This is a genomic window from Micromonospora sp. NPDC023633, from assembly GCF_040640035.1.
GTDB lineage: Bacteria > Actinomycetota > Actinomycetes > Mycobacteriales > Micromonosporaceae > Micromonospora.
The window spans coordinates 1-21,145 of record NZ_JBFABB010000003.1; the positions used below are offsets into that span (position 1 = coordinate 1).

The following is a 21,145-nucleotide window of genomic DNA, read 5'->3' on the forward strand; positions in this document are numbered from 1 at the left end:
GCGCGCGCGCCGCCCCCCCCGCCGCCCCGACGGCGGTACCGACCCACCGGCGGGCCGCGGGGTTCGCCCCTGAGTGGCGCTCCCCGCGAGATGGCGCTCCCGTCGCGCCTAAGCGATCGACGTTCGTCGACCCTTGTCCCCGCAGGGCTCGCCGACTACCGTCTGATCGATGATCGACTACCTGGTCATCGGCGGGGGCATCGCCGGCGCCAGCGCCGGACACCACCTCGCCGCGTACGGCACCGTGGTGCTGCTGGAGATGGAGAACGTTCCCGGCCAGCACTCCACCGGCCGCTCGGCGGCGACGTTCTCCGAGTACTACGGCGGGCCGGCGGTGCGCGCACTGACCCGGGCCAGCCGGCGCTTCCTCACCGCGCCGCCGCCGGGGTTCGCCGAACACCCGCTGCTCACCCCGCGCGGCGTCCTCACCCTCTGCCCACCGGGCAGCGAGGAGGCCTTCGAGGCGGCGCTGCGCGACGGTGCCGAGGTGGACCCGCCGGCCCGCGAGATCGACGTCGCCGACCTGCCCCGGCACTGCCCCGTCGTGCGGCCGGAGTGGTGCCGGCGGGCGATGGTGAAGCCGGCCGTGCAGGACCTCGACGTCGCCGCGCTGCACCAGGGCTACCTGCGCGGCATCCGGGCGGCCGGCGGCCGGGTCGTGTGTGGCGCAGGGGTCCACCGGCTGCGGCGCGGCGGCGACGGCTGGCAGGTGGACACGGACGCCGGCGAGTTCACCGCCCGGGTCGTCGTCAACGCTGCGGGCGCCTGGGCCGACGAGGTCGCGGCGGCGGCCGGCGTACGGCCGATGGGGTTGACGCCGCTGCGGCGCACCGCCTTCCTGGTGGACGCGCCGGCCGGCGTCCCGGCGACGGACTGGCCGATGGTCGCCGACGTCGACGGCAGCTTCTACTTCAAGCCGGAGTCGGGGCGCCTGCTGGTCTCCCCGTGCGACACCACCCCGGCACCCCCCGGCGACGCCCGCCCGGACGACCTCGACGTGGCGATCGGCGCCGACCGGGTGCAGGCGGCGACCACGCTTGAGATCCGCCGCGTCCACCAGCCCTGGGCCGGGCTGCGGACCGCCGCCCCGGACGACGTGCCCGTGATCGGCCCGGCGACCGACGCGCCGGGCTTCCTCTGGATGGCCGGGCTCGGCGGCTACGGCGTCCAGACCTCGCCCGCGGCGGGCGCCCTGCTCGCGGCGCTGGCCGTCGACGCCCCGCCCCCGGTGGACCCCACCCCCCTCTCCCCCTCCCGCTTCCCCTGACCCCACCTCCCGGGGACCCCGGTGTCGATCATGGGGTTGGCGGCGGTCGAGGAGATCGACTTCGCCGCCCACCCCATGATCGACGGGATGTCCCGAGTGGGCGGGGGGAGGGGTCAGTCCGTCAGGGAGCGGCGGGGCAGCATCGTCAGCGCCGAGATGCCGGCCGACAGCAGTGCCGCCAGCAGCATCACCTGGAAGACCGCCGGATAGCCGGCCACGCTGGCGACCAGGCCGGCCAGGGGCGCTCCGGCCACCAGGCCGATGTCCCAGAACGAGGTGAACGCGCCGAGCGCCGCTCCCTGGTGGGCCGGGTCCGTCCGGTTGATCACCAGCAGGGCCAGCGCCGGGAAGAGCAGCGAAAGCCCGGCGCCGATCACCAACCCCCCGGCGACCGCGACCAGCAGGTTCGGCGCGAACGCGACGAGGAGCAGCCCCACCGCCTCCACCAGAGCCGAGCCGACGGCCACCCGGCCGGCGCCGAGCTTGTCGGGCAGCCCGCCCACGAAGAGCCGGACCCCGACATAGGTGAAGCCGAACGCGTTGAACGCGGCGATGCCGTTCTCGACGCCCCGGTCGGCCATGTGCAGCGCGACGAAGGCGGCCAGCGCGGCGTAGCCGAACCCGGCCAGGGAGAGCGCGACGCCCGGGGCCACCGCGCTGCGCGGCAGGATGCCGGCCCGGCTCGCCGAGGTCGCCTGCTCCGGCCCGGGCCGGACGGCGACGAGCGCGGCCCCGGCCACCGCCGCCAGGACCGCGAACAGCCACACCGCCGGATAGCCGGAGGTACGCAGCAGCACCGCGCCGAGCAGGGCGCCCAGCGTGATGCCCAGCCACATGTAGATGCCGTACAGGCCGACGACGCGGCCCCGCCGGTCGGCTGGCGCGAGCGCCACCAGCCAGGCCGCGCCGGCGGTGTAGACGGCCGCCTCGCCCACCCCGTGCAGGACCCGGACGCCGACCAGCACGCCGACGTTGCCGGCCAGGAAGTAGGCCGCCCCGGCGGCGGCGCACACCGCCGCGCCGGCGAGCATCACCGTCCGGTACCCGTGCCGGTCGCCGAGCCGGCCGGCGACGGGCCGGGCGATCACGGCGGAGACCGCGATCGCGGCGATCACCACCCCCACCTCGACCCGGTTGCCGTCCAGCTCGTCGAGCACGTAGAACGGCAGCACGGCCAGGGAGGCGCCCACGCCGAGCAGACACAGGAAGATGGCGGCGAAGAGCGGCACGATGGGCCGGTAGAACGAGAGTTTCCCGCCGGTCGTGGTCATACGGTGACGCTCCTAGGCGGTGTCTTCAAAGGATCTTGGTGTCGGACGATGTAGCGCGTGGGTCCCCGTTAAGAGTTTGTCTTACGTCGATTGAGAGCCGTTGTCTAGGTGCCTGCCGACGGTGGTGACCGGTGGTCGCCCGCGTGCCGATGATCGGCGGGTGCTCAACGGGATCGTGTGGAAGATCCGAGCCGGTGCGGCGTGACGTGGCGCGACGTGCCGGCCCGGTACGGGTCCTGGCAGTCGATCTGCACCCGTTTCCGCAGGTGGGACCTGGATCGGGTGCTCGCTCGGATGCTCGCTGGCGTGCGGGCCGACGCGGACGCGGCCGGGGACGTCTACTGGCTGGTGTCGGTCGACCCACGCCGGGCGCTCGGGACCTGGCCGACCTCGGGTCCGCCCGGACCACGTCATCGCCGACAGGGGCTACCGGCACCGGAGCGATCAGGGCTGGCCTGCGTCGGCGCGGCGGCCAGCCCGGCGGCGTGCCCGACCGGCGGTATCGGGCACACGATTCCCGAACGTGCTGACCAGCAGGCCAACCGCCGCCGGCAGGGCAGCCACGGCGGCCGGCCATCGGCGTTCGACAAGCAGCGCTACAAGCGTCGCAACGTCGTGGAGCGTCGCTTCGACCGGCTGGAGCAGTGCCGCAGCGTCGCGACCCGGTACGACAAGACCGCCACGTCGTACCAGGCCACCGTCACGATCGCCGCGCTACTGCAATGGTGGTGAGCTCTCCTGTGGTGAGCTCTCCAAGACACCGCCTAGGCCGGTACGACGTGGAAGAAGTGGGTCGGCAGGTGCACGGCCAGGCCCTCGTGGATCTCGGCGCAGACGGCCGGACCGTCGGTGGCGAAGGTACCGGGCGGCGGGGTGCCGACGCGGATCGCGGAGCGCCCGGCGTCCAGCAGGCGGGCCGCCATCGCGAAGTCACCCACCACCGCCTCCCCCGGCGCCACCATCCGGGTACGGCTGATCTGCACGCCGTTGCGGGTCAGGTCCGCCAGGAACGCGCCCCGCCCGAGCAGGTGGGTGTAGTAGTCCCTCGGGTTGACGATCATCGCGTGCGGGGTGGCGCCGGTCTGCTCGATCTCGTCGCAGGCGGCGAGCAGGCCGCTCAGCCAGTCGTGCCGGTACGGCAGCCGCCCGATCTCGGGGTGCCGCAGCAGGCCGCCCTCGCCGATGGTCAACGCCTGGTTCTCGGCCGTGGCGAGGCGGACCAGCAGCCGGTAGTCGATGAAGACGGCCAGCGCCTCCGGGTCGTCGGCGAGCTCCTCGGGGATGCGTACCCAGGCGCGGATCGGGTGCACCCCGGCGGAGGCGGTGCCGAACCGGAAGGCGGCCTCGCGGCGCAGGCCCGACTCGTGCACGGCGGCGGCCTCGCTCTCGTCCGGGCGGCCCTCGCACCAGAACCGGACCGGCTCCATGCCGACCGACCGCTTGCGGAACAGGTTGCGGACGGTCACCCGGGGGCGTTCCTTGGTCGGCTGGAAGGCGTCCGTGATGGTGTAGTCGAAGCGCACCTCGGCGCCGGCGGGATCGTCGGCGTACGCGCGGGCGAACAGCTCACCAGGCGACAGCGTCGACGACGCGGTCACGGGCGGCGCGGCGGTGGTGGTCATGAGTCCTCCCCGATGGAGATGGCGTGCCGGATCAGCCGCTGGTAGAAGGGCTGGTGGTGGTCGTGGTACGACCGCAGGGTGTCGTTGTTGGCGACGGTCGTCTCGAAGGACTTCTCGACCGGCGAGAAGCCCGAGGTGCGTTCGACGTCGAGGTGCCACTTGCGGGTGCGCCGCCACTCGGCGCGCTCCCCCGGCGCCCAGTTCAGCGCCTCCGGCAGGAACGGCAGCCCCACGGCCTCACACCAGGCCGCCACCGTCTCGCCGGGGTGCCGCAGCAGGTCCTCGGCGCGGATCACCACGGGCGGCCGGCGCGCGGTCCGGCTGACGAGGTCGAACAGCTCCCACTGGTGCTCGTAGCCGATCTCCGGGCAGGTCACCGTCGGCTTGATCGCGTAGTGCGAGCTGATCGTGCGGGCCGGGTCGCGGACGATGAAGGTGTGCGTGACGTCCGCGATCGCCTCGGGATCGGCGAACAGGTGCCGGTAGCGGTATTCGAGCGTGTCCTTGACGAAGACCGTCCGGTCCCGGCCCAACTCGATCAGGTGCGCGACGACCTCGGCCGCGTCGGTCACGGTGACGGTGCCGCCGTCGGCGGCGGGCAGCTCGACGTGCCCCTCGTCGACGAGGGTGACCAGCGGCTCGTGGACGACGGTGACGTCACCGCGGGCGATCATCATGCGCAGGAACGCGGTGGAGAGCGCCCGGGGATGCGCCCACATGGCGATCACCGGCATGCCGGCCTCCCGTACCGCGTCTCGCGCCGCCTGAGCGCGGCCCCGCGGCGGGCCGCGTTCACTGGGACCACGCCGTCGGCTTGCGGTCCCACCGGTGGCCGCGCAGCGTCTCCAGCGCCCCGGCGTCCAGCGGTACGCCGTCGCTGACGGCCAGGTTGGCGCGGACGTGCTCGACGCGGCGCATGCCGGGGATCACCGTGCTCACCGCCGGGTGGTGCAGGATGAACCGCAGCGCCAGCTCCGGCATGGTCATGCCCGCCGGCACGTCGGCGGCCAGCCGCTCGGCGCGTTCCACGCTGGGCAGCAGGTTCTCCGGCCCGAAGTACGTGCTGCGCCAGTCCTCCTCCGGCCAGGTGCTGTCGGCGGTCAGCGTGCCGGTCAGCGTTCCCTCGTCGAACGGGACCCGGGCGATGATCGCGATGTCGTCCCGCTGGGCGCGCGGGAACAGCTCGTCCTCCGGCGCCTGGTCGAAGATGTTGTAGATGACCTGCACGACGTCGATCAGGCCGGTGTCGAGGGCGGCGTGGCAGTTCGTCGGCTCCCACCGGTTGACGCTGATCCCGATCCCGTCGACCAGGCCCTCCCGCTTGAGGTCCGCGACGGCCTCCTGCCAGCGGCCGTCGGCGGCCCACCGGTCCTCCCAGACGTGGAACTGGAGCAGGTCGATCCGGTCCACGCCGAGGTTTTCGAGGCTGCGGTGGGTGAACTCGCGGATGTGCTCGGCCGGGAAGACGTCGTCCAGGGTGTCCTGCGGGCCGGGCGGCCACTCCCGGTTCTTCGGGGGAATCTTGGTGGCCAGGTAGAGCCGGCGGTCCGGGTGCCGGCGCACCAGCCCGCCGAGGAGCTGCTCGCTGACGCCCCGCCCGTAGACCCAGGCGGTGTCGAAGAAGTTGCAGCCCCGTTCCACGGCCTCGTCCAGGCAGGCCGGTGCGGTGTCGTAGTCCCAGCCGGTGAAGCCGCCGGGCCCGCCGCCGATGCCCCACATCCCGTACCCGACCTCGCTGACCTGCCAGCCGAGCCGGCCCATCCTGCGGTATCGCATTCCACTCCCTCATCCGTGCCGGTCACCGCGTCACGCGCGGCCGTTCACCCTGGTCCCGCCGGCAGCAGCAGCCGGTCGGCCTCCCGCCGCACGTGCTCGCCCAGCCAGACGCGGTAGGCGCCGACGGACGGGCCGAGCCGGTGGTCGGTGAAGCCCCGGCGCCGCTCCAGCTCGGCGCAGCCGTCGCGACGGAAGAGCCGGGGGTTGTCGGTGAGCAGCGTCGCGAAGACCGCGCGCAGCCGCTCCTCGTCGGCGCCCGCGCCGGGCGGGAAGAGGGCCAGCAGCACGGCGGCGTCGCGGTCGCCCTCGGTCGCCGCCTCGCGCAGCCCCGCCAGGAACCGCGCGCAGCTGACCCGGGGCAGGGCGTCGGCGCCGGCCAGCGGCAGGTCGGTGAAGTCGACGCTCACCGGGTGCAGGACGTGCAGCGTGCCGCCCCACTGTCGCGGGTCGACCACGGTGGCGACGATCCGCCGGGCGGCCCAGTCCACCGGCGTCCAGTCGGAGCGCACGGGCGCGTCGGGCCGCATCCGCAGCTGATGGCAGGCCGCCAGCAGCAGGTGGGTCAGGGCCCGGGGGTTGGGGTGCCCGTCGTCGGCCGCGGGCATCACCTCGCCGAGGCGTAGCACCGTGATGGTCGCGCCCCGCCGCCGGGCCTCGTCGAGGTACCGCTCCGCCACCCACTTCGACCGGCTGTAGCCGCTGGTCGGCGGGACGGCGAGAGCCGGGTCGTACGTCTCGGGCAGCGGCTGCGGATGGCGGGCGGCCTCGCTGTCGAGGACGCCGAGGGTGGAGACGTGGTGCAGCGGCTTCGGTCGGCCCGTCAGGCACAGCCGCAGCAGCTCGGCGGTACCGAGGACGTTCGCGGCGCGGTGGGCCCGGTAGTCGAACAGGAAGTTGACCAGCGCCCCGGCGTGCAGCACGAGGTCGCAGTCGTGGGCCAGCCGGCCCCAGGTCTCCGGGGTCAGGCCGAGGGCCGGGCGGCCGAGGTCGGCCGCGTACCCGTGCAGGCGCAGGCCGTGGCCGGGCCGCCACAGGCCCCGCTCGGCCAGCGCGCGCACGACGCGGGCGGTGGCCTCGGCGTCGTCGGCCGCGCGGGCCAGGCAGAGCACCCGGACGTCGGTGGTGGCGAGCAGCTCGTGGACCAGGCGCGCGCCGACGAAGCCGGTGGCGCCGGTGACCAGGACGGTACGCGGCGCACGGCGCCGGCCGACGGGACGTACGGGCAGGTCGGCCGGGACCTTCGCGTCCCGCTCCACCAGCTCGTCCTCGGTCTCGGTGGGGTCGGCCGCGCGCAGCCGCACGGCGAGCGCCCGGGCGAGCCGGGCGGCGCTGCGGTGGGTGAACAGGTCCTGCACGCCGACCCGGAGGCTCTGGTCCGCGCCGAGCGCGGTGACCACGTCGAGGGCCTGGAGCGAGTCGCCCCCGGCGTCGAGGAAGTCGGCGTCCGGGTCGAGGTCGGGCCGGCCGAGGACCGTCCGGAACACCCCCAGCACCCGGTCGGGCAGCGTCCGCGCCTCGGCGGGCGCGGCCGACGGGCGCGACCGCTCGACGAGCGTACGGTCCAGCCAGGCCTCCAGCGCCTGCCGGTCGACCTTGCCGTTGCCGGTCAGCGGCAGCGCGTCGCGCACGACGACGTGCCGGGGCACGTGGGTCCGGGGCAGCAGCCGGCGCAGGTGTGCCCGCACCGCCGGCTCGGTCACCTCGGGGTCGGCGGCGAGGAAGAGGGCCAGCGACTTCCCGCGGTGCTCGCGGGCCAGCAGGACCTTCGCCTGCCGTACGCCGGACAGCCGGGTGGCGGCGGTCTCGATCTCGCCGGCCTCGATCCGGACGCCGTTGACCTTGAGCTGGTGGTCGCGCCGGCCGGCGAAGTGCAGCCGGCCGTCGGCGGCGACGCGGCCGAGGTCGCCGGTGCGGTAGAGCCGCGGGCCCGGGATGCCGGGCAGCGGGTTGGGCACGAACACCTCGGCGGTACGGGCCGGGTCGCCGAGGTACCCCTCGCCCAGGCACACGCCGCCGATGACGATCTCGCCGGTCTCGCCCGGCGGCAGGGGCCGCAGCTCGGCGTCCACCACGGCGGCGTAGCAGTTGTCGATGGGCCGGCCGATGGGGATGACGTCGCCGTCGGCGCGGGCGACGGTGTGGAAGATCATCCCGATCGACGCCTCGGTCGGGCCGTAGCCGTTGGTGACCGCGACCCCCGGCACCAGCTCGACCAGGCGGTGCACCGCCCACGGGTCGATCTCCTCGCCGCCGACGATGACGTTGCGCAGCGTCGCCACCGCACGCCGGGCGGCCGGGTCGCGGTCCAGGACCGAGACGAGCGCGCCGAGCACGCTCGGCACGAAGTCGGTCATCGTGACGGCCTCGTCGGCGATGGTCCGCACGGTCCGCTCGACGTCGAGGAAGCCGCCCTCGACCGGCACCACCGTCCGACCGCCGGTGGTGAGCGGCCAGAACATCTGCCACACCGACGAGTCGAAGGTGTGCCGGCTGTTCTGGAGCACCACCTCGGCGCCCGTCGCCGCGAAGTAGCGGGTCATGAACCGCAGCCGGTTGGCGATCCCGTCGTGCCGGTTCAGCGCGCACTTCGGGGTGCCGGTGGTGCCCGAGGTGAAGATGCCGTAGATCAGGTCGGCCGGACCGATCGGCACGCCGGGCCGGCGCCGGGTCGGGGTGACCTCGTCGAGGTCCACCGGCAGGCAGGGGACGCCGCCGGTGTCGGGGCGCGGGTCGGAGCCGCGTACCACCGCGAGCCGAGGGCGGACCACCCGCAGCGAGGCGAGCAGCCGGTCCGCCGGCCAGCCGGGATCGACGGGTACGAAGGCCGCGCCGAGCTTCATCAACGCCAGGTCCACGACGGGCAGTTCGAGCCCGTCGGCGAGCAGGACGGGCACCACGTCGCCCCGCCGGACGCCCCGCCCGGCCAGGGCGGCGGCGACGCCGTTGGCCAGGTCGTCGAGTTCGCGGTACGTCAGCGAGCGGCCCCGGAACGACACCGCCCGACGGTGCGGGTGCCGGTCGACGCGCTCCTCGACCATGCCGGGCACGGCGAGGAAGGGCCGGTCGTCGTACGGCGTCCCGGCGGCCGCTTGAGGGGTGGCGGTGCACCGGCAGGTGGGTCCGTCCGAGACGGGAACCGCCGCCGCGTATCCGGTGTCGCCCGCCCTCATCACGCCTCCTGTCCCCGAGCTCGCCCGGCCTGTCGTCGCGCCGCGGACGGGACGAATCCGACCCGACGCACAGCAAGGGTGTTTATCGTCACCGGTCGATGCCCTGACTACTGGTCAAGGACACTAGAGGGCCGACCGGAGGGAGGGAATACGCAACTTTCCGCTACATTGATTTCCGTCACTTGGAAATGGCGACCGCGCCCCCGAGCGGCTCCCCGCGCGCCACCCGTCCGGCGGACAGGCTCCCACCAGGGAATCCTTCGCCCACACGTCGGCGTACGCGGAGATTCCACGCTGGACCGTCGGCCGCGCGCGGAGGCGGACCGACGGCGCGGACGGACCGTCCCCGCCACGCGAACGAGCAGGCACGATGACGGGCGGTAGCCGGCGACGTGCGGGCCGCTGGACCGACGGCGGCTTCAGCTGGCGCGGCCAGGAATCGGACGGGCACACGCGCGAGGCCCGACCGGACGAGCCGGCCGGACCCCCCGAGGGCGCTCCGAGTCGGCCGCCGACGAGGCCACGGCGCGCTCACCGTCGGCGCAGCCGGTACAGCGGGTCGCGGGTGTCCCGCTCGCTGATCGCCGCCGTCATCGCGGTCAGCTCACCCTGCGCTCGTGACCCTGCCAGAACCGCTCCCGCAGCTCGCGGCGCAGGATCTTCCCGCTGGGGTTGCGCGGCACCCGGTCGATGAACTCGTAGTGCAGGGGCTGCTTGAAGCCGGCGAGCTTGCCGCGCAGGTGCAGCGCCAGGTCGCGCTCGGTGAGCTGCTGGCCCTCCACCGGCACCACGAACGCGTACACGGCCTCGCCCCAGCGCTCGTCCGGCACGCCCACGACGGCCGACTCGGCGACCAGCGGGTGGCGGCCGATGACGTGCTCGACCTCCACCGGGTAGACGTTCTCCCCCGCGACGATGATCATGTCCTTGATCCGGTCGCGGATGAACAGGTAGCCGTCCTCGTCGAGCAAGCCCGCGTCCCCGGTGACGACCCACCCGTCGACAAGCGTCTTCGCCGTGGCCTCCGGCAGGTTCCAGTACTCCACCATCACGCCCGGCGACCGCAGCCATACCTCGCCGACCTCGCCGGGGGGCAACGGATCGCCCTTGTCGTCCACGATCTTGACCTCGAAGCCCGGGTACGGCAGCCCCGCCGACTGCATCTTGCCGCTGTCCGGGGTGTGGTCGGCCGGGGGCAGGCAGACCGCGGAGTTGCCGGTCTCGGTGAGGCCGTAGATCTGGGCGAACTCGCAGCCGAAGCCCTCGATGCAGCGGGCCAGCAGCGCCGTCGAGATGGGCGCGCTGCCGTAGACGATCTTGCGCAGCGAGGCGAAGTCCGCCTTGGTGACGCCGGGCTCCGCGAGCAGCAGTCGCAGCATCGAGGGCACCGCGAGGATGGTGGTGACCCGCAGGGTCCTGATCAGCTCGACCGCACCGGCCGTGGTGAACTCGCGCATCACCACGTTCGTGGCGCCCGCGGCGAAACCCATCGCCGCCCACGACAGGCCGCCGATGTGGAAGCCGCCGTTGCAGAGGAGGCTGACGTCGCCCTCGCGCAGGTCGAGCCAGTCCAGGTTCTCCGAGGCGAGCCCGTCGCGTACCGCGAGGAAGCTGCGGTGCGCGAGGACGACGCCCTTGGGCAGTCCGGTCGTTCCGCTGGTGTACATCTGCGCCAGCGGCGTGTCGGAGGTGACCTTGGCCAGCACGTTCGCGTCCGGCTGCGCCGACACCCAGGCCGCGAAGCCGGCGCGGGCCACGCCGTCGGAGTCCAGCGCCACCACCTGTCGCAGCATCGGCAGTTCCGGCGCCAGCTTCTCGGCGACGACGGCCGAGTCGGAGTCGACGAAGAGCAGGGCGGCCCCGGAGTCCCGCAGGATGTGCTCGACCTCGCCGGCGGCCAACCGCCAGTTGATCGGTACGAAGACCACGCCGGCCTTCGCCGCCCCGAAGAACAGGTCGTAGAAGTGCTCGGACTCCTTGCCCAGGTAGGCGATGCGGTCGCCGGGGCGCAGGCCCGCCGCCTGGAGGCCGCGCGCGACCTGGTTGCTGACGCGGTGCAGGGTGGCGTAGTCGACGCGCCGGCCCTCGCAGATGATCGCGACGGCGTCCGGCTGCTGGGCGGCGTGCCTGCGCACCACGTCGACGAGCGTGCGCAACTGAACAGTCACCGGAGTCCTCCTCAGGGGGCGTACGGGTGGGGGCGGCTCACGCCGCGTCGGACGCGATTCGCATGCCGGGCGGGTCGACCAGCGCCATCCGCACCTCGCCCTCGGCGATGCCGCCGTTGGCGTCCCGCAAGCGCCACGGCATGTCGATGATCTGGACGAACTCGCCCTCCGCGCTCGCCAGCCCGTCGGCCGCGGTGACCGGAGCTGACGTGAGGTACCGGGTCTTCGCGCCGGCGTACGGACGCAGGACGTCCGCCGGCAGTACCGGGTCGTTGGCGAATGTCGCCCGCCCGATCGGCGCGCTGTTCTCGACCGGCGATGGTGTCATCGCTGTTCCTCCTTCGTGCACGAGCGCGAACTGAACGTAATCAGCGCGTGTCCATCTCCCGGTAACAGTGGAAGAACTCGTCCCGTCCAGCGCGAAGCGCTCCGGCGCGCTGCCGACGCAGAAGCCCGAGCTGACGCATCGGTGGAGTCCACCGGCGCACACGCGGCGGTCGGGCGGGCGCACGGGCAGGGGTCAGCCGGAGCACGCGCGGGGGCCCGGCCGGACGAGCCGGCCGGGCCCCCGGGGGCGGTGCGGTTCAGCCGCCGAGGCTCGCCGCCGCCGAGGCGATCGCCGGGGCGAAGGTGCTCACCTGGGTGTAGACGCCGGGGTAGTAGGGCCGGGCACAACCGTTGCCCCAGCTCACGATGCCGACCTGGATCCAGGCGTTGTTCGCGTCCCGCCGGAACATCGGGCCGCCCGAGTCCCCCTGGCAGGTGTCGATGCCGCCGCTGGCGTAGCCGGCGCAGATCTCCTCGCTCGCGATGATCTGGCCGCCGTAGTAGGAGTTGCAGGTCGCGTCGCTGACGAACGGCACGGTGGCCTTGCGCAGGTAGCGCTGCTGCGCGCCGCCCTCGCGGGTGGCGCCCCAGCCGGCGACCGTGAAGGTGCCGTTGTCGTACGCGGTGCTGGTGGCGATATTCAGCGTCGGGAGCGTGGTGACGGGCGTGGCCAGCCGGATGAGGGCCCAGTCCTTGCCGTTGCCGTTATAGCCGGGCGCCCGGTAGACGTAGTTCGAGCGCACCTGGATCCGGCTCGACGACTGGAGGTCCACCACGCCGAGGGTGGCGGTGATGCTGGTGTTCGTACCGGTGCCGCCGACGCAGTGCGCGGCCGTCAGCACCAGGCGCGGGCTGTAGAGGGAACCGCCGCAGCCCATGGAGAGCCGGACCATGAAGGGGAACTCGCCCTGCGCGGCCAGCGTCCCACCCACGACGTACGGGGTCACCTCGGGCCCGGGCTTGGCGGAGGCCGGAACGGCCAGGACGAACGAGCCGGCGGTGACCGCCACCAACGCGGCGGCCAACCGGCCGACGAGTGTGCGCCAACGGACCATGGGAGCCTCCCGAACCCTCGCGACGCGCCAAGGCGGCGCGCCGGAAACCGATGGCGGGAGCCTATGGATATCTATCGATGGATGGCAATGCCCCGACACATCCCGCGTCGGTCATACCGCAGTCGACCAGGATTCGGCGCGCCGGACGCGCGCCGCCCGTTTTGCACCGGGACCACCCGGGTAGGGCGTTCACATGGACACGAACACGAAGGCACACCTCGTTGGCGGGCCCCGGGACGGCAGCACCCTCGACACGGGCGGAGACGCCCTGCTGGAGGTGGAGATCGACGGCATGATGCACCGGTACATCCGGACCACGAAGCAGCACGGCGAGGACGGCACGATCTACAACTACGACGGCATGGTGGCGCCGGACGGCGGGGAGCCCGGCGTCGAGGACCCCGAGGCCCGGGTGGCCTCCCCGAAGGCCGACGCGGAGGGCCACGGCGGGAAGCACTGAGCTGCGGATCAGCCCCGGCCGGGCGTGGATGAACCGCGGCCGGCCGGGTAAGCAGCCGGCGACCTGGTGGAACGACCGGAGGTCGCGAGACGCCGCGACCGGGCGCGCGGGCGGGCGGCGCAGGCCGGCCCGCCCGGGCGTACGGTCAGTTGTTGCTGATCCAGTTCCAGGCCGACACGACCCACTCGGTCTGCTGGAGATAGGCGACCCCGAGACCGGCCAGGAAGACCGCCGTCACCAGGTGCGCCCCGCGCGCGCTGCGCCGCACCCGGCCGAGCTGCCGCTCCAGCACCACGCGGCCGAGCAGCCGGGCCAACGCGAAGAGGCCGGCGGCCACGAGCAGGCTCAGCAGGAAGATCAGGAACGGGCCGGCGAGGTCCCCGCCGCCCGAGATGGCCCAGATCCCCCAGCAGACGAAGGCGAAGAGCGCCCCGGCGGCACTCCACTCGCCGCCTCGCTTCAACTGCTCGACGTGCCAGCTCAGCGGCCGGCGCGGGGCCGGCGTGTCCGGCCAGCCCGTGCCCGTCGGCTCGTGCCCGACGACGGGGAACGGCTCGGTGCGCGACGTACGGGACCGCCCGACCGAGGCCACCCCCCGTTGGTACGCATCGCGCTGCGGCGGCACCCCGGCACCGGGCTGCGGCGGCACCTCGACGGTCCGCTCGGCCCACGGCTGCGTCTGGTCGGCCATCTCGTCCCTCCCCTGGACCCGACGGCGACCACCGGCCACCGTCCGGTTCCGAGGGTAGCCAGCCGGCAAATGGGTCGCCGAGCCCGCACCGGGACGCGGGCCCCGATCCCCCCGCCCCGGCGAGGGCCGGCGGGCCGGACGGGGACGGACGACCCCGTCGTCGTGACCGAGGTCACCGGCCCACCGCTACGAGGTCGTGACCCGGCGCAGCTCGTACCGGCGCAGCAAGCGCGGCGGACGCACGAGCCGGCGTCGATCGCGCCGGGGCGGTACGGTCGGCTGATGGGCGACACGGAGCGACGCCGGCGCCGGCTACGGCACCCGACCGGTGACACGGGCGGGACCGACGGCCCGAACGCGACGACCGCCGAGGTGCACGACGGCTCCGAGCCGCCGCGCAGCCGCCGGGGCGGCTCGGGGGACGAGGGCGATCGCGGCCTGCGCGGTCTCGTCGGCCCCGGCTCCTCCCAGGTGAGCGTGACCGCCGCGATGCGGGCCCGCGACGCCGCCCGCCCCACGGACGAGGACCTGGCCGCGGCCGAGGAGCGAGTGGTGATCATCCGCCGCAACTGGACGCCCCGCGAGGACCTCCCCCGCCGCTGATCCCCGGTCCTGGTGGGAGAGGCATGGCCCCGTGGGAGGCATGGCCCCACCCAGGATCCACACCACCCCTCCGGCGTGCGGACGGCGCCCGGCCGCCAGGACGGTCAGGCGGTCAGGGCAGCGTGGGGAGCTGGCGGGTGTTCTCGTAGTCGGCCACCTGGGCGATCCGGCGGGCGTGCCGCTCGTTGCCCGAGAATGGGGTGGTCAGGAACGCCTCGACGATGGCGGTGGCCTCGTCCAACGTGTGCTGGCGGGCGCCGACCGCGACGACGTTCGCGTCGTTGTGCTCGCGGGCCAGCTGGGCGGTGTCGATGCTCCAGGCGAGGGCCGCCCGGACGCCGGCCACCTTGTTCGCGGCGATCTGCTCGCCGTTGCCCGAGCCACCGATGACCACGCCGAGGCTGCCGTCGTCCGCCACCACCCGGTCACCCGTGTGCAGGCAGAAGGCCGGGTAGTCGTCGTCCGGGTCGTAGGCGTGCGGGCCGACGTCGACCACGTCGTGCCCCTCCTTGGTCAGGTGGTTGACCAGGTGCACCTTCAACTCGAAACCGGCGTGGTCGGATCCCAGGTAGACGCGCATACCGCGCAGTCTGTCAGGCTCGCCTCCGGGACGACGCGCGGGCGGCGCCCCGGAGGCGGATTCGTCACAGGGTCAGCGGGACAGCTCGGCGACCACCAGGCCGCCGCGCGCCTTCGGGGTGAACCAGGTGCTCTTGCGCGGCATCTTCTCCCGCGCCAGGTTGACCGCGACGAAGTCGTCCACCGTCACCGGGGCGACCAGCACGGCCAACTCGGCCCGGCCCGCGTCGACCTCGCCCGTCAGCCAGCTCGCCGGGTAGTCACCGCCGACGTAGGTGATCCGCTTGTCGCCCGGGTCGAGCCCGAGCGCGTCGCGCAGCAGCAGCCGCTCGACCAGGGCGTGGTCCAGGTTCTCCAGCCGGTTGTCGCCGACGTGCGGCAGGGTGACCGCGTACCCCCGGCCGGCGAGGCGGAGGTGGACGGTGCCGCCGGCCGCCGGGACCTCGACCGGACCGTCGATCGGGCCGATCTCCGCGCCGGCGGCGCGGAGCCGGGCGAGCAGGTCGTCGGCGGTGGTGGTCAGCTCGCTGACCAGCCGGTTGTAGGGCTGGATCGCCACCGACGCCGGGGTCGTGATCACCGAGAGGAAACGCGGCAGCCCACCCGTCTGCGCGGCCAGGCTGCGGTGGTTGCCGTCGGCCACGACCAGCTCGCCGCCGCCCGCCAGGGCGGTCAGCTCGTCCTGGCGCGGGCCCGGCCCGAGTAACCAGATGGCGTGGGTGCGCCCCGCCTGGTCGGTGTCGGTCGCCGCCGGCGCGCCGGCCGCCTCGGTCGCCGCCGCGAGGGCGGCGTGCAGCTCGTCGCCGCGCCCGGTCTGCAACAGGAGTACGGGCGACAGCAGGTGGCCCAGCGCCTCGGCCAGGGCCACCCGCTCCCGCACCTTGGCGATGAAGACGTCCTCGTTGCGGATGACCAGACCCGGCTCGTCGGCTCGGGTGGATATCTGGTCGGTGTCGACCATGGCCCAGAGCCCGTACGCCGTCTCCTCCCCCGGCGCGCTGATCCGGTAGAGGACCACGACCTGCTCGGCCGGGGTGTAGCTGCCGTCGGCCTTGGCCTCGGCGAGGCGGCTCACCGCGTCCGGCAGGGCGTCGAGGAAGGACTTGCCCAGGCTCTCCGGCGCCCGGTGCGGCATCTCGATGCCGAGGGCACTGTGTGGGTTCGCCTCGATGATCGCGGTGATCTCCGCGTCGTCGGCGAACTCGTCGTAGTTCTGCGCGCCGGTGCCGCCAGTGGTGATCCAGGCCCGGGCGATCGGATGCACGACCGTCATGTGCGAAGACGCTACCGGCGACGTGGGTCCCGCCGGCGCGGGACCCACGCGGGGTCCACCAGATGAAAGGGCTACCGGGGCGGGGCGCCGGGTCAGGCGGTGCGGTCGGGCTGTCCCGCCGCCCGGCGGTGTCGGCCGCCCGGCGTGGGCGCGCCCGCCGGTCGGCGGCCCGGCACACCCGGTCCCGCCGGCACGATCCTCCGGGGCCCGGCCGACGCGGCCGGCACCGGCCGGTGCTCGACCCGCGGAGCGGGCCGGGGCTCGGCCGGCGCGACGGGGTGGGGCTCGGCCGGCGGGGTGAGCCGGGAGGTGGCCGGCACGCGGGCGACGCCGACCACGATCGGCGGGGCGAGCAGGTCCACCATGTGGGCCGGAAGGTCGGGGCGGACCGCCGGCCACCGGGAGTCGTCGACCGACCAGTACGCCGCGTCCGGGCGCTCGGTCACCCCCTCCCGGGTCGACGGATCGTCACCGGGCACACGGTGCTTGGCCATCGGAATTGCCTCCACGAGCTGCGGGGTGCGGCCCTGCGGGTCGCTGCGGCGGACACCGAGGCCAACGATCCCGCCGCCGCCCCGGTGACGCCCCACCCGCCCGACCCCCACCCTTCCCGGGCCCCGCCTCCCCCGCCCGCCTTCGTCGATCAAGGGGTTCGAGTCAGGAATCCGAGGCGAACCCCTGACCGACGCGGGATGAGCCACGGGAGGGAGGGCGGGACGGAGGGTCAGTCGAAGATGGGGCCGAGGTCACGGGTGCGCTTGAGCTCGTAGAAGCCCGGGGTGCCGGCGACCAGCAGGACGCCGTCCCAGAGCCGGCCGGCGGCCTCGCCCTTCGGGGCCGGGGTGACCACCGGGCCGAAGAAGGCGACCGTGCCGCCGTCCGGGCCGGGCGCGTGGATCACCGGGGTGCCGACGTCGGTGCCGACCGGACGCATGCCGGCCTCGTGGCTGGCCCGCAGCGCCTCGTCGTAGCCGGTGCCCTCGGCGGCGTCGGCCAGGGCCGGGTCGAGCCCGACGTCGGCCAGCGCGGCGGCGCACAGCTCCCGCGTGATCTTCTCCTGCCCAAGGTGGATCCGGGTGCCGAGCGCGGTGTAGAGCTTGCGGACGGCGTCCTGGCCGTACCGCTGCTCCACCGCGATGCAGACCCGCACCGGGCCCCAGCCGTCCCGCATCAGCTCCTGGTACTGCTCGGGCAGCTCCCGGCCCTCGTTGAGCACCGACAGGCTCATCACGTGGAACCGGATGTCCACGTCCCGGACCTGCTCCACCTCCAGCAGCCAACGGGAGGTGATCCACGCCCACGGGCAGAGGGGGTCGAACCACATGTCTACGGCGGCACGCTCGCTCACGGCTGGTCCCTTCACGACGGGTGCGCCAGCCTCCCGGCGCCTCCTGCGATCCTCACCCCCGCAGCTATCGACCGGCAGCGGAATGAGAGTTTGACCTCGAACACCGCAGGGTGTTCGTGCATGGAAGACTCGAATCCGGCCGTCACGAGCGGTCGATGACGGCGCCAATACGGCGTGCGGCGAAACGGGATGGAGACGAAAAGTGCCGGGAGTGCGCAACCTGACGCAGGTCGAGGCCACCGAGCGGGCCCGCCTGCTCGACGTGACCGGGTACGACATCAGTCTGGATCTCTCGTCCGCCGTACGGGCGGCCGAGGCTCGTACCTTCCGCTCGACCACCCAGGTCCGGTTCCGGTGCGCGCAGCCCGGCGCGAGCACCTTCATCGAGCTGGCCGCCGACTCCGTGCGGTCCGCGACGCTGAACGGCGCCCCGGTGGACCTGAGCGAATGGTCGGCCGAGAAGGGCCTGCCCCTGTCGGGACTGGACAGCGAGAACACGCTGGTCGTCGAGGCGGACTTCGCGTACTCGAACAGCGGGCAGGGCCTGCACCGCACCGTCGACCCGGTCGACGGCGAGACCTACCTCTACAGCCAGTTCGAGACCGCCGACGCCCAGCGGGCCTTCGCCTGCTTCGACCAGCCCGACCTGAAGAGCGTCTACACCTGGCACGCCACCGTCCCGGACCACTGGAAGGTGGTCTCGAACATGCCGGTGGAGCGGGAGGAGGCAGCGGGCGAGGGGCTGAAGACGGTCCACCTCGCCACCTCGGTGCGGATGAGCACCTACGTCACCGCCCTCTGCGCCGGGCCGTACCACGAGGTGCGCGACAGCCACGACGGCATCGACCTGGGCGTGTTCTGCCGGGCCTCGATGGCGCAGCACCTCGACTCGGACGACCTCTTCCTGGTCACCAAGCAGGGCTTCGACTTCTTCCACGAGCAGTTCGGCGTGCGCTACCCGCTGCCCAAGTACGACCAGCTGTGGGTGCCAGACTTCAACGCCGGCGCGATGGAGAACTTCGGCTGCGTCACGCACGCCGAGGGGCACTACATCTTCCGCTCCCAGGTGACCGACTACGAGTACGAGCAGCGGGCGAACACGATCCTGCACGAGCTGGCGCACATGTGGTTCGGTGACCTGGTCACCATGCGCTGGTGGAACGACCTGTGGCTGAACGAGTCGTTCGCCGAGTGGGCCAGCCACTGGTGCAACACCCACGCCACCCGGTTCCGCGAGGCCTGGACGACGTTCCTGTCCATCCGGAAGAACTGGGGCTACCGGCAGGACCAGCTCTCCTCCACCCACCCGGTCTACTGCGAGATGCCGGACCTGGAGGCGGTCGAGGTCAACTTCGACGGCATCACCTACGCCAAGGGCGCGAGCGTGCTCAAGCAGCTGGTCGCGTACGTCGGCGAGGAGCCGTTCCTGGCCGGCCTGCGGGCCTACTTCGCCAAGCACGCGTGGGGCAACGCCACCTTCGACGACCTGCTCTCCGAGCTGGAGACGGCCTCCGGCCGGGAGCTGCGCAAGTTCGCCGCCCAGTGGCTGGAGACGGCGCAGGTCAACACCCTGCGGCCGGAGCTGACGATCGGCGCGGACGGCACCTACGAGCAGGTGGTGGTGCTCCAGGAGGCGCCCGCCGGGCACCCGACGCTGCGTACCCACCGGATCGGGGTGGGTCTCTACGACCTGACCGACGGTCGGCTGGTCCGCCGCGAGCGCCACGAGGTCGACGTCACCGGCGAGCGCACCGAGCTGCCCGTGCTGCGCGGCCTGCCCGCCGCCGACGTGCTGCTGCTCAACGACGAGGACCTCACCTACACCAAGCTGCGCCTCGACGAGCGGTCGATGGCCACCGTGGTGCAGCACATCGCCGGCTTCGATTCGTCGCTGGCCCGCGCGCTGTGCTGGACCGCCGCCTGGGACATGACCCGCGACGCCGAGCTGGCCGCCCGCGACTACGTGGCGCTGGTGCTGGCGGGGCTGCCCGCCGAGACCGACATCAACCTGGTCAACGCCGCCCTGCGGCAGGCCAAGTCGGCGCTCAACTTCTACGCCGACCCGGCCTGGGCACCGACCGGCTGGGCGGAGCTGGCCCGCACCGCGCGGACGGCGCTGGCGGCGGCGGAACCGGGCAGCGGCTTCCAGCTGACCTGGGCCCGCGCGTACGCCTCGGCGGCCCGCTCGGCCGAGGACCTGGCCATCCTGCGCGGCTGGCTGGCCGGCGCCGACGTCCCGGCCGGCCTCGCCATCGACACCGAGCTGCGCTGGGCCGTGCTGGGCGCGCTGGTCGCCAACGGCGCGGCCGGTACCGCCGAGATCGAGGCCGAACTGGCCGGGGACCGGACGGCCAGCGGCGAGCGGGAGGCCGCGTACGCGCACGCGCTGGTGCCGACGGCGGAGAACAAGGCCGCCGTCTGGGCCGAGCTGACCGGCCCGGACGCACTGCCGAACTGGCGCAACCGGGCGCTGTTGCAGGGCTTCACCCACCCGGCGCAGATCGAGCTGGTCGCGCCCTACCGGGAGAAGTACTTCGCCGCGGTGGACAAGGTCTGGGGCAGCCGGGACAGCGAGCCGGCGCAGGAGTTCACGCAGCTGGCGTACCCGGCGTACCTGGTGGACGACGAGACCGTGGCGGCCACCGACGCGTGGCTGGCCGGCGACGGTCACCCGGCGTCACTGCGCCGGCTGGTGGCCGAGGGCCGCGACGGCGTCGTCCGCGCCCTGCGGGCCCGCGAGCGGGACGTCCGCAGCGCCTGACGCACGCGGCACACGACGAAGCCCGGTCCGCGTTGCGGACCGGGCTTCGTCGTGAGGCGGGAGGCGCGAGCCGCGCCGGGGTCGCTCAGCCCTTGCCGGCGTGGCTGGCGAGCTGGTCGAGGCCGTTGATGATGCCGCCGGCCAGGTCGCCGCCGCCGAACGCCGCCACCATGGAGAGCGCGGCGAGCCGGGCGTAGGTGTCGGGGATCCGCTTGCGGGCGTGGCGACCGGTGACGATCTCCAGCTGCCGCTGGTTGGGCGACACCGCGATCAGGACCGACCGGTCGGGCTCGGCGAGCTGGCGGTGCAGCCGCTCGGCGTGCTCCCGGATCGGCTCGTCGAGACCGCCGACGAAGACCGAGAAGACCAGGCCGGTGCCCTGGTCGGCCAGGCGCAGGGCCTCGTCGATGCGCAGCAGCTGGCGGGTCGAGAACGGCCCGTCCAGCACCTCGGGCGGGGTTCCCGTCCCGGCCTGCTTCTCACCAACGGTCACTTGCGCCTCCGGTTCCACCGGCCGGCGGCTCGACGCCGGCCCGCTCGAGCTTGTGGCTGGTCAGCGCCGGCGCCTGGGCGCCCGCTGCCAGGGCGGTGCCGGCCGAGTCGGCCAGCTGCTCCGGCCGGCCCAGGAACCAGACCGGAGTGAAGTCGAAGGGCCGGCCCGGTCGGTAGCGCTTGGCGCCGCCACCGCCGCCACCACGGCTACCGGCGTACGCCAGACCGGCGATCACCAGCACCGCGGCCGCCGGGATGCCGACGAAGACCAGCAACGTCTCG

General features: G+C 73.7%; 20 protein-coding genes and 1 pseudogene. 6 read left to right on the forward strand and 15 right to left on the reverse strand.

All coding sequences use genetic code 11. The features are described 5' to 3' along the window. The first annotated feature begins 169 nt into the window (after positions 1–169). The gene (locus AB0G13_RS01350) at positions 170–1,267 is read left to right on the forward strand and encodes an FAD-binding oxidoreductase (protein ID WP_357867162.1); all 1,098 of its coding nucleotides are present in this window, start codon (positions 170–172) and stop codon (positions 1,265–1,267) included. 113 nt (positions 1,268–1,380) lie between these two features. On the opposite strand, the gene AB0G13_RS01355 is transcribed toward AB0G13_RS01350, so the two are convergent. Beyond that, positions 1,381–2,538 (reverse strand): MFS transporter, encoded by a 1,158-nt coding sequence (locus AB0G13_RS01355; RefSeq protein ID WP_357867165.1) that lies wholly within the window; start codon positions 2,536–2,538, stop codon positions 1,381–1,383. Positions 2,539–2,671: 133 nt separating this feature from the next. On the opposite strand from AB0G13_RS01355, the pseudogene AB0G13_RS01360 reads away from it, so the two are divergent. Both AB0G13_RS01360 and AB0G13_RS01365 read left to right on the forward strand, forming a co-directional pair. Then, a pseudogene (locus tag AB0G13_RS01360) lies at positions 2,672–2,772 on the forward strand (transposase); the annotation flags it as partial. A gap of 60 nt (positions 2,773–2,832) precedes the next feature. Beyond that, positions 2,833–3,270 carry a transposase gene (locus AB0G13_RS01365; RefSeq protein ID WP_357867463.1) on the forward strand — a complete coding sequence of 146 codons (438 nt, stop codon included), beginning with the start codon at positions 2,833–2,835 and terminating at the stop codon, positions 3,268–3,270. Between the two features lie 32 nt (positions 3,271–3,302). On the opposite strand, the gene AB0G13_RS01370 is transcribed toward AB0G13_RS01365, so the two are convergent. The 7 genes from AB0G13_RS01370 to AB0G13_RS01400 form a co-directional block, all read right to left on the reverse strand. Continuing rightward, positions 3,303–4,160: a family 3 encapsulin nanocompartment shell protein gene (locus AB0G13_RS01370; protein WP_357867168.1), complete on the reverse strand. Its 858-nt coding sequence runs from the start codon at positions 4,158–4,160 to the stop codon at positions 3,303–3,305. After that, complete coding sequence (locus tag AB0G13_RS01375; protein ID WP_357867170.1) at positions 4,157–4,894, reverse strand: hypothetical protein; 738 nt, start codon at positions 4,892–4,894, stop codon at positions 4,157–4,159. The genes AB0G13_RS01370 and AB0G13_RS01375 overlap by 4 nt, the downstream gene beginning before the upstream one ends. A gap of 58 nt (positions 4,895–4,952) precedes the next feature. Further along, the gene (locus AB0G13_RS01380) at positions 4,953–5,936 is read right to left on the reverse strand and encodes an aldo/keto reductase (RefSeq protein WP_357867172.1); all 984 of its coding nucleotides are present in this window, start codon (positions 5,934–5,936) and stop codon (positions 4,953–4,955) included. A gap of 44 nt (positions 5,937–5,980) precedes the next feature. Next, positions 5,981–9,106 (reverse strand): amino acid adenylation domain-containing protein, encoded by a 3,126-nt coding sequence (locus AB0G13_RS01385; protein ID WP_357867175.1) that lies wholly within the window; start codon positions 9,104–9,106, stop codon positions 5,981–5,983. A gap of 599 nt (positions 9,107–9,705) precedes the next feature. Further along, on the reverse strand, positions 9,706–11,274 hold the full coding sequence (locus tag AB0G13_RS01390) for a fatty acid--CoA ligase (protein WP_357867177.1): 1,569 nt from the start codon (positions 11,272–11,274) through the stop codon (positions 9,706–9,708). A 37-nt stretch (positions 11,275–11,311) separates the two neighbouring features. After that, positions 11,312–11,602, reverse strand: a complete 291-nt coding sequence (locus AB0G13_RS01395) for a hypothetical protein (protein ID WP_357867180.1) — start codon at positions 11,600–11,602, stop codon at positions 11,312–11,314. A 256-nt stretch (positions 11,603–11,858) separates the two neighbouring features. After that, positions 11,859–12,656 carry a serine protease gene (locus AB0G13_RS01400; RefSeq protein ID WP_357867183.1) on the reverse strand — a complete coding sequence of 266 codons (798 nt, stop codon included), beginning with the start codon at positions 12,654–12,656 and terminating at the stop codon, positions 11,859–11,861. A 193-nt stretch (positions 12,657–12,849) separates the two neighbouring features. On the opposite strand from AB0G13_RS01400, the gene AB0G13_RS01405 reads away from it, so the two are divergent. Beyond that, positions 12,850–13,116, forward strand: a complete 267-nt coding sequence (locus tag AB0G13_RS01405; RefSeq protein WP_357867186.1) for a hypothetical protein — start codon at positions 12,850–12,852, stop codon at positions 13,114–13,116. Between the two features lie 145 nt (positions 13,117–13,261). Here AB0G13_RS01405 and AB0G13_RS01410 read toward each other — a convergent pair whose 3' ends face one another. Beyond that, positions 13,262–13,807, reverse strand: a complete 546-nt coding sequence (locus tag AB0G13_RS01410; protein WP_357867188.1) for a hypothetical protein — start codon at positions 13,805–13,807, stop codon at positions 13,262–13,264. Positions 13,808–14,089: 282 nt separating this feature from the next. Here AB0G13_RS01410 and AB0G13_RS01415 point away from each other — a divergent pair, with 282 nt between their 5' ends. Continuing rightward, positions 14,090–14,410 (forward strand): hypothetical protein, encoded by a 321-nt coding sequence (locus tag AB0G13_RS01415; RefSeq protein WP_357867191.1) that lies wholly within the window; start codon positions 14,090–14,092, stop codon positions 14,408–14,410. A 112-nt stretch (positions 14,411–14,522) separates the two neighbouring features. Here the strand turns inward: AB0G13_RS01415 and AB0G13_RS01420 are convergent, their stop codons facing one another. From AB0G13_RS01420 to AB0G13_RS01435, 4 genes are all read right to left on the reverse strand, one after another. Next, entirely contained in the window at positions 14,523–14,990 is a 468-nt protein-coding gene (locus tag AB0G13_RS01420; protein ID WP_357867194.1) for a ribose-5-phosphate isomerase, read from the reverse strand. Between the two features lie 72 nt (positions 14,991–15,062). After that, on the reverse strand, positions 15,063–16,262 hold the full coding sequence (locus AB0G13_RS01425) for a DUF1015 family protein (RefSeq protein WP_357867197.1): 1,200 nt from the start codon (positions 16,260–16,262) through the stop codon (positions 15,063–15,065). 92 nt (positions 16,263–16,354) lie between these two features. After that, positions 16,355–16,756 carry a hypothetical protein gene (locus AB0G13_RS01430; RefSeq protein ID WP_357867200.1) on the reverse strand — a complete coding sequence of 134 codons (402 nt, stop codon included), beginning with the start codon at positions 16,754–16,756 and terminating at the stop codon, positions 16,355–16,357. Positions 16,757–16,986: 230 nt separating this feature from the next. Then, complete coding sequence (locus AB0G13_RS01435) at positions 16,987–17,610, reverse strand: disulfide bond formation protein DsbA (protein ID WP_357867203.1); 624 nt, start codon at positions 17,608–17,610, stop codon at positions 16,987–16,989. Positions 17,611–17,821: 211 nt separating this feature from the next. On the opposite strand from AB0G13_RS01435, the gene pepN reads away from it, so the two are divergent. After that, complete coding sequence (gene pepN / locus AB0G13_RS01440) at positions 17,822–20,371, forward strand: aminopeptidase N (protein WP_357867206.1); 2,550 nt, start codon at positions 17,822–17,824, stop codon at positions 20,369–20,371. An 85-nt stretch (positions 20,372–20,456) separates the two neighbouring features. On the opposite strand, the gene AB0G13_RS01445 is transcribed toward pepN, so the two are convergent. Together AB0G13_RS01445 and AB0G13_RS01450 are read right to left on the reverse strand one after the other, a co-directional pair. After that, positions 20,457–20,864, reverse strand: coding sequence for a DUF5130 family protein (locus AB0G13_RS01445; RefSeq protein ID WP_121399402.1), 408 nt, complete (start codon positions 20,862–20,864; stop codon positions 20,457–20,459). Next, the gene (locus AB0G13_RS01450) at positions 20,851–21,138 is read right to left on the reverse strand and encodes a hypothetical protein (protein WP_121399403.1); all 288 of its coding nucleotides are present in this window, start codon (positions 21,136–21,138) and stop codon (positions 20,851–20,853) included. The genes AB0G13_RS01445 and AB0G13_RS01450 overlap by 14 nt, the downstream gene beginning before the upstream one ends. Positions 21,139–21,145: the final 7 nt, after the last annotated feature.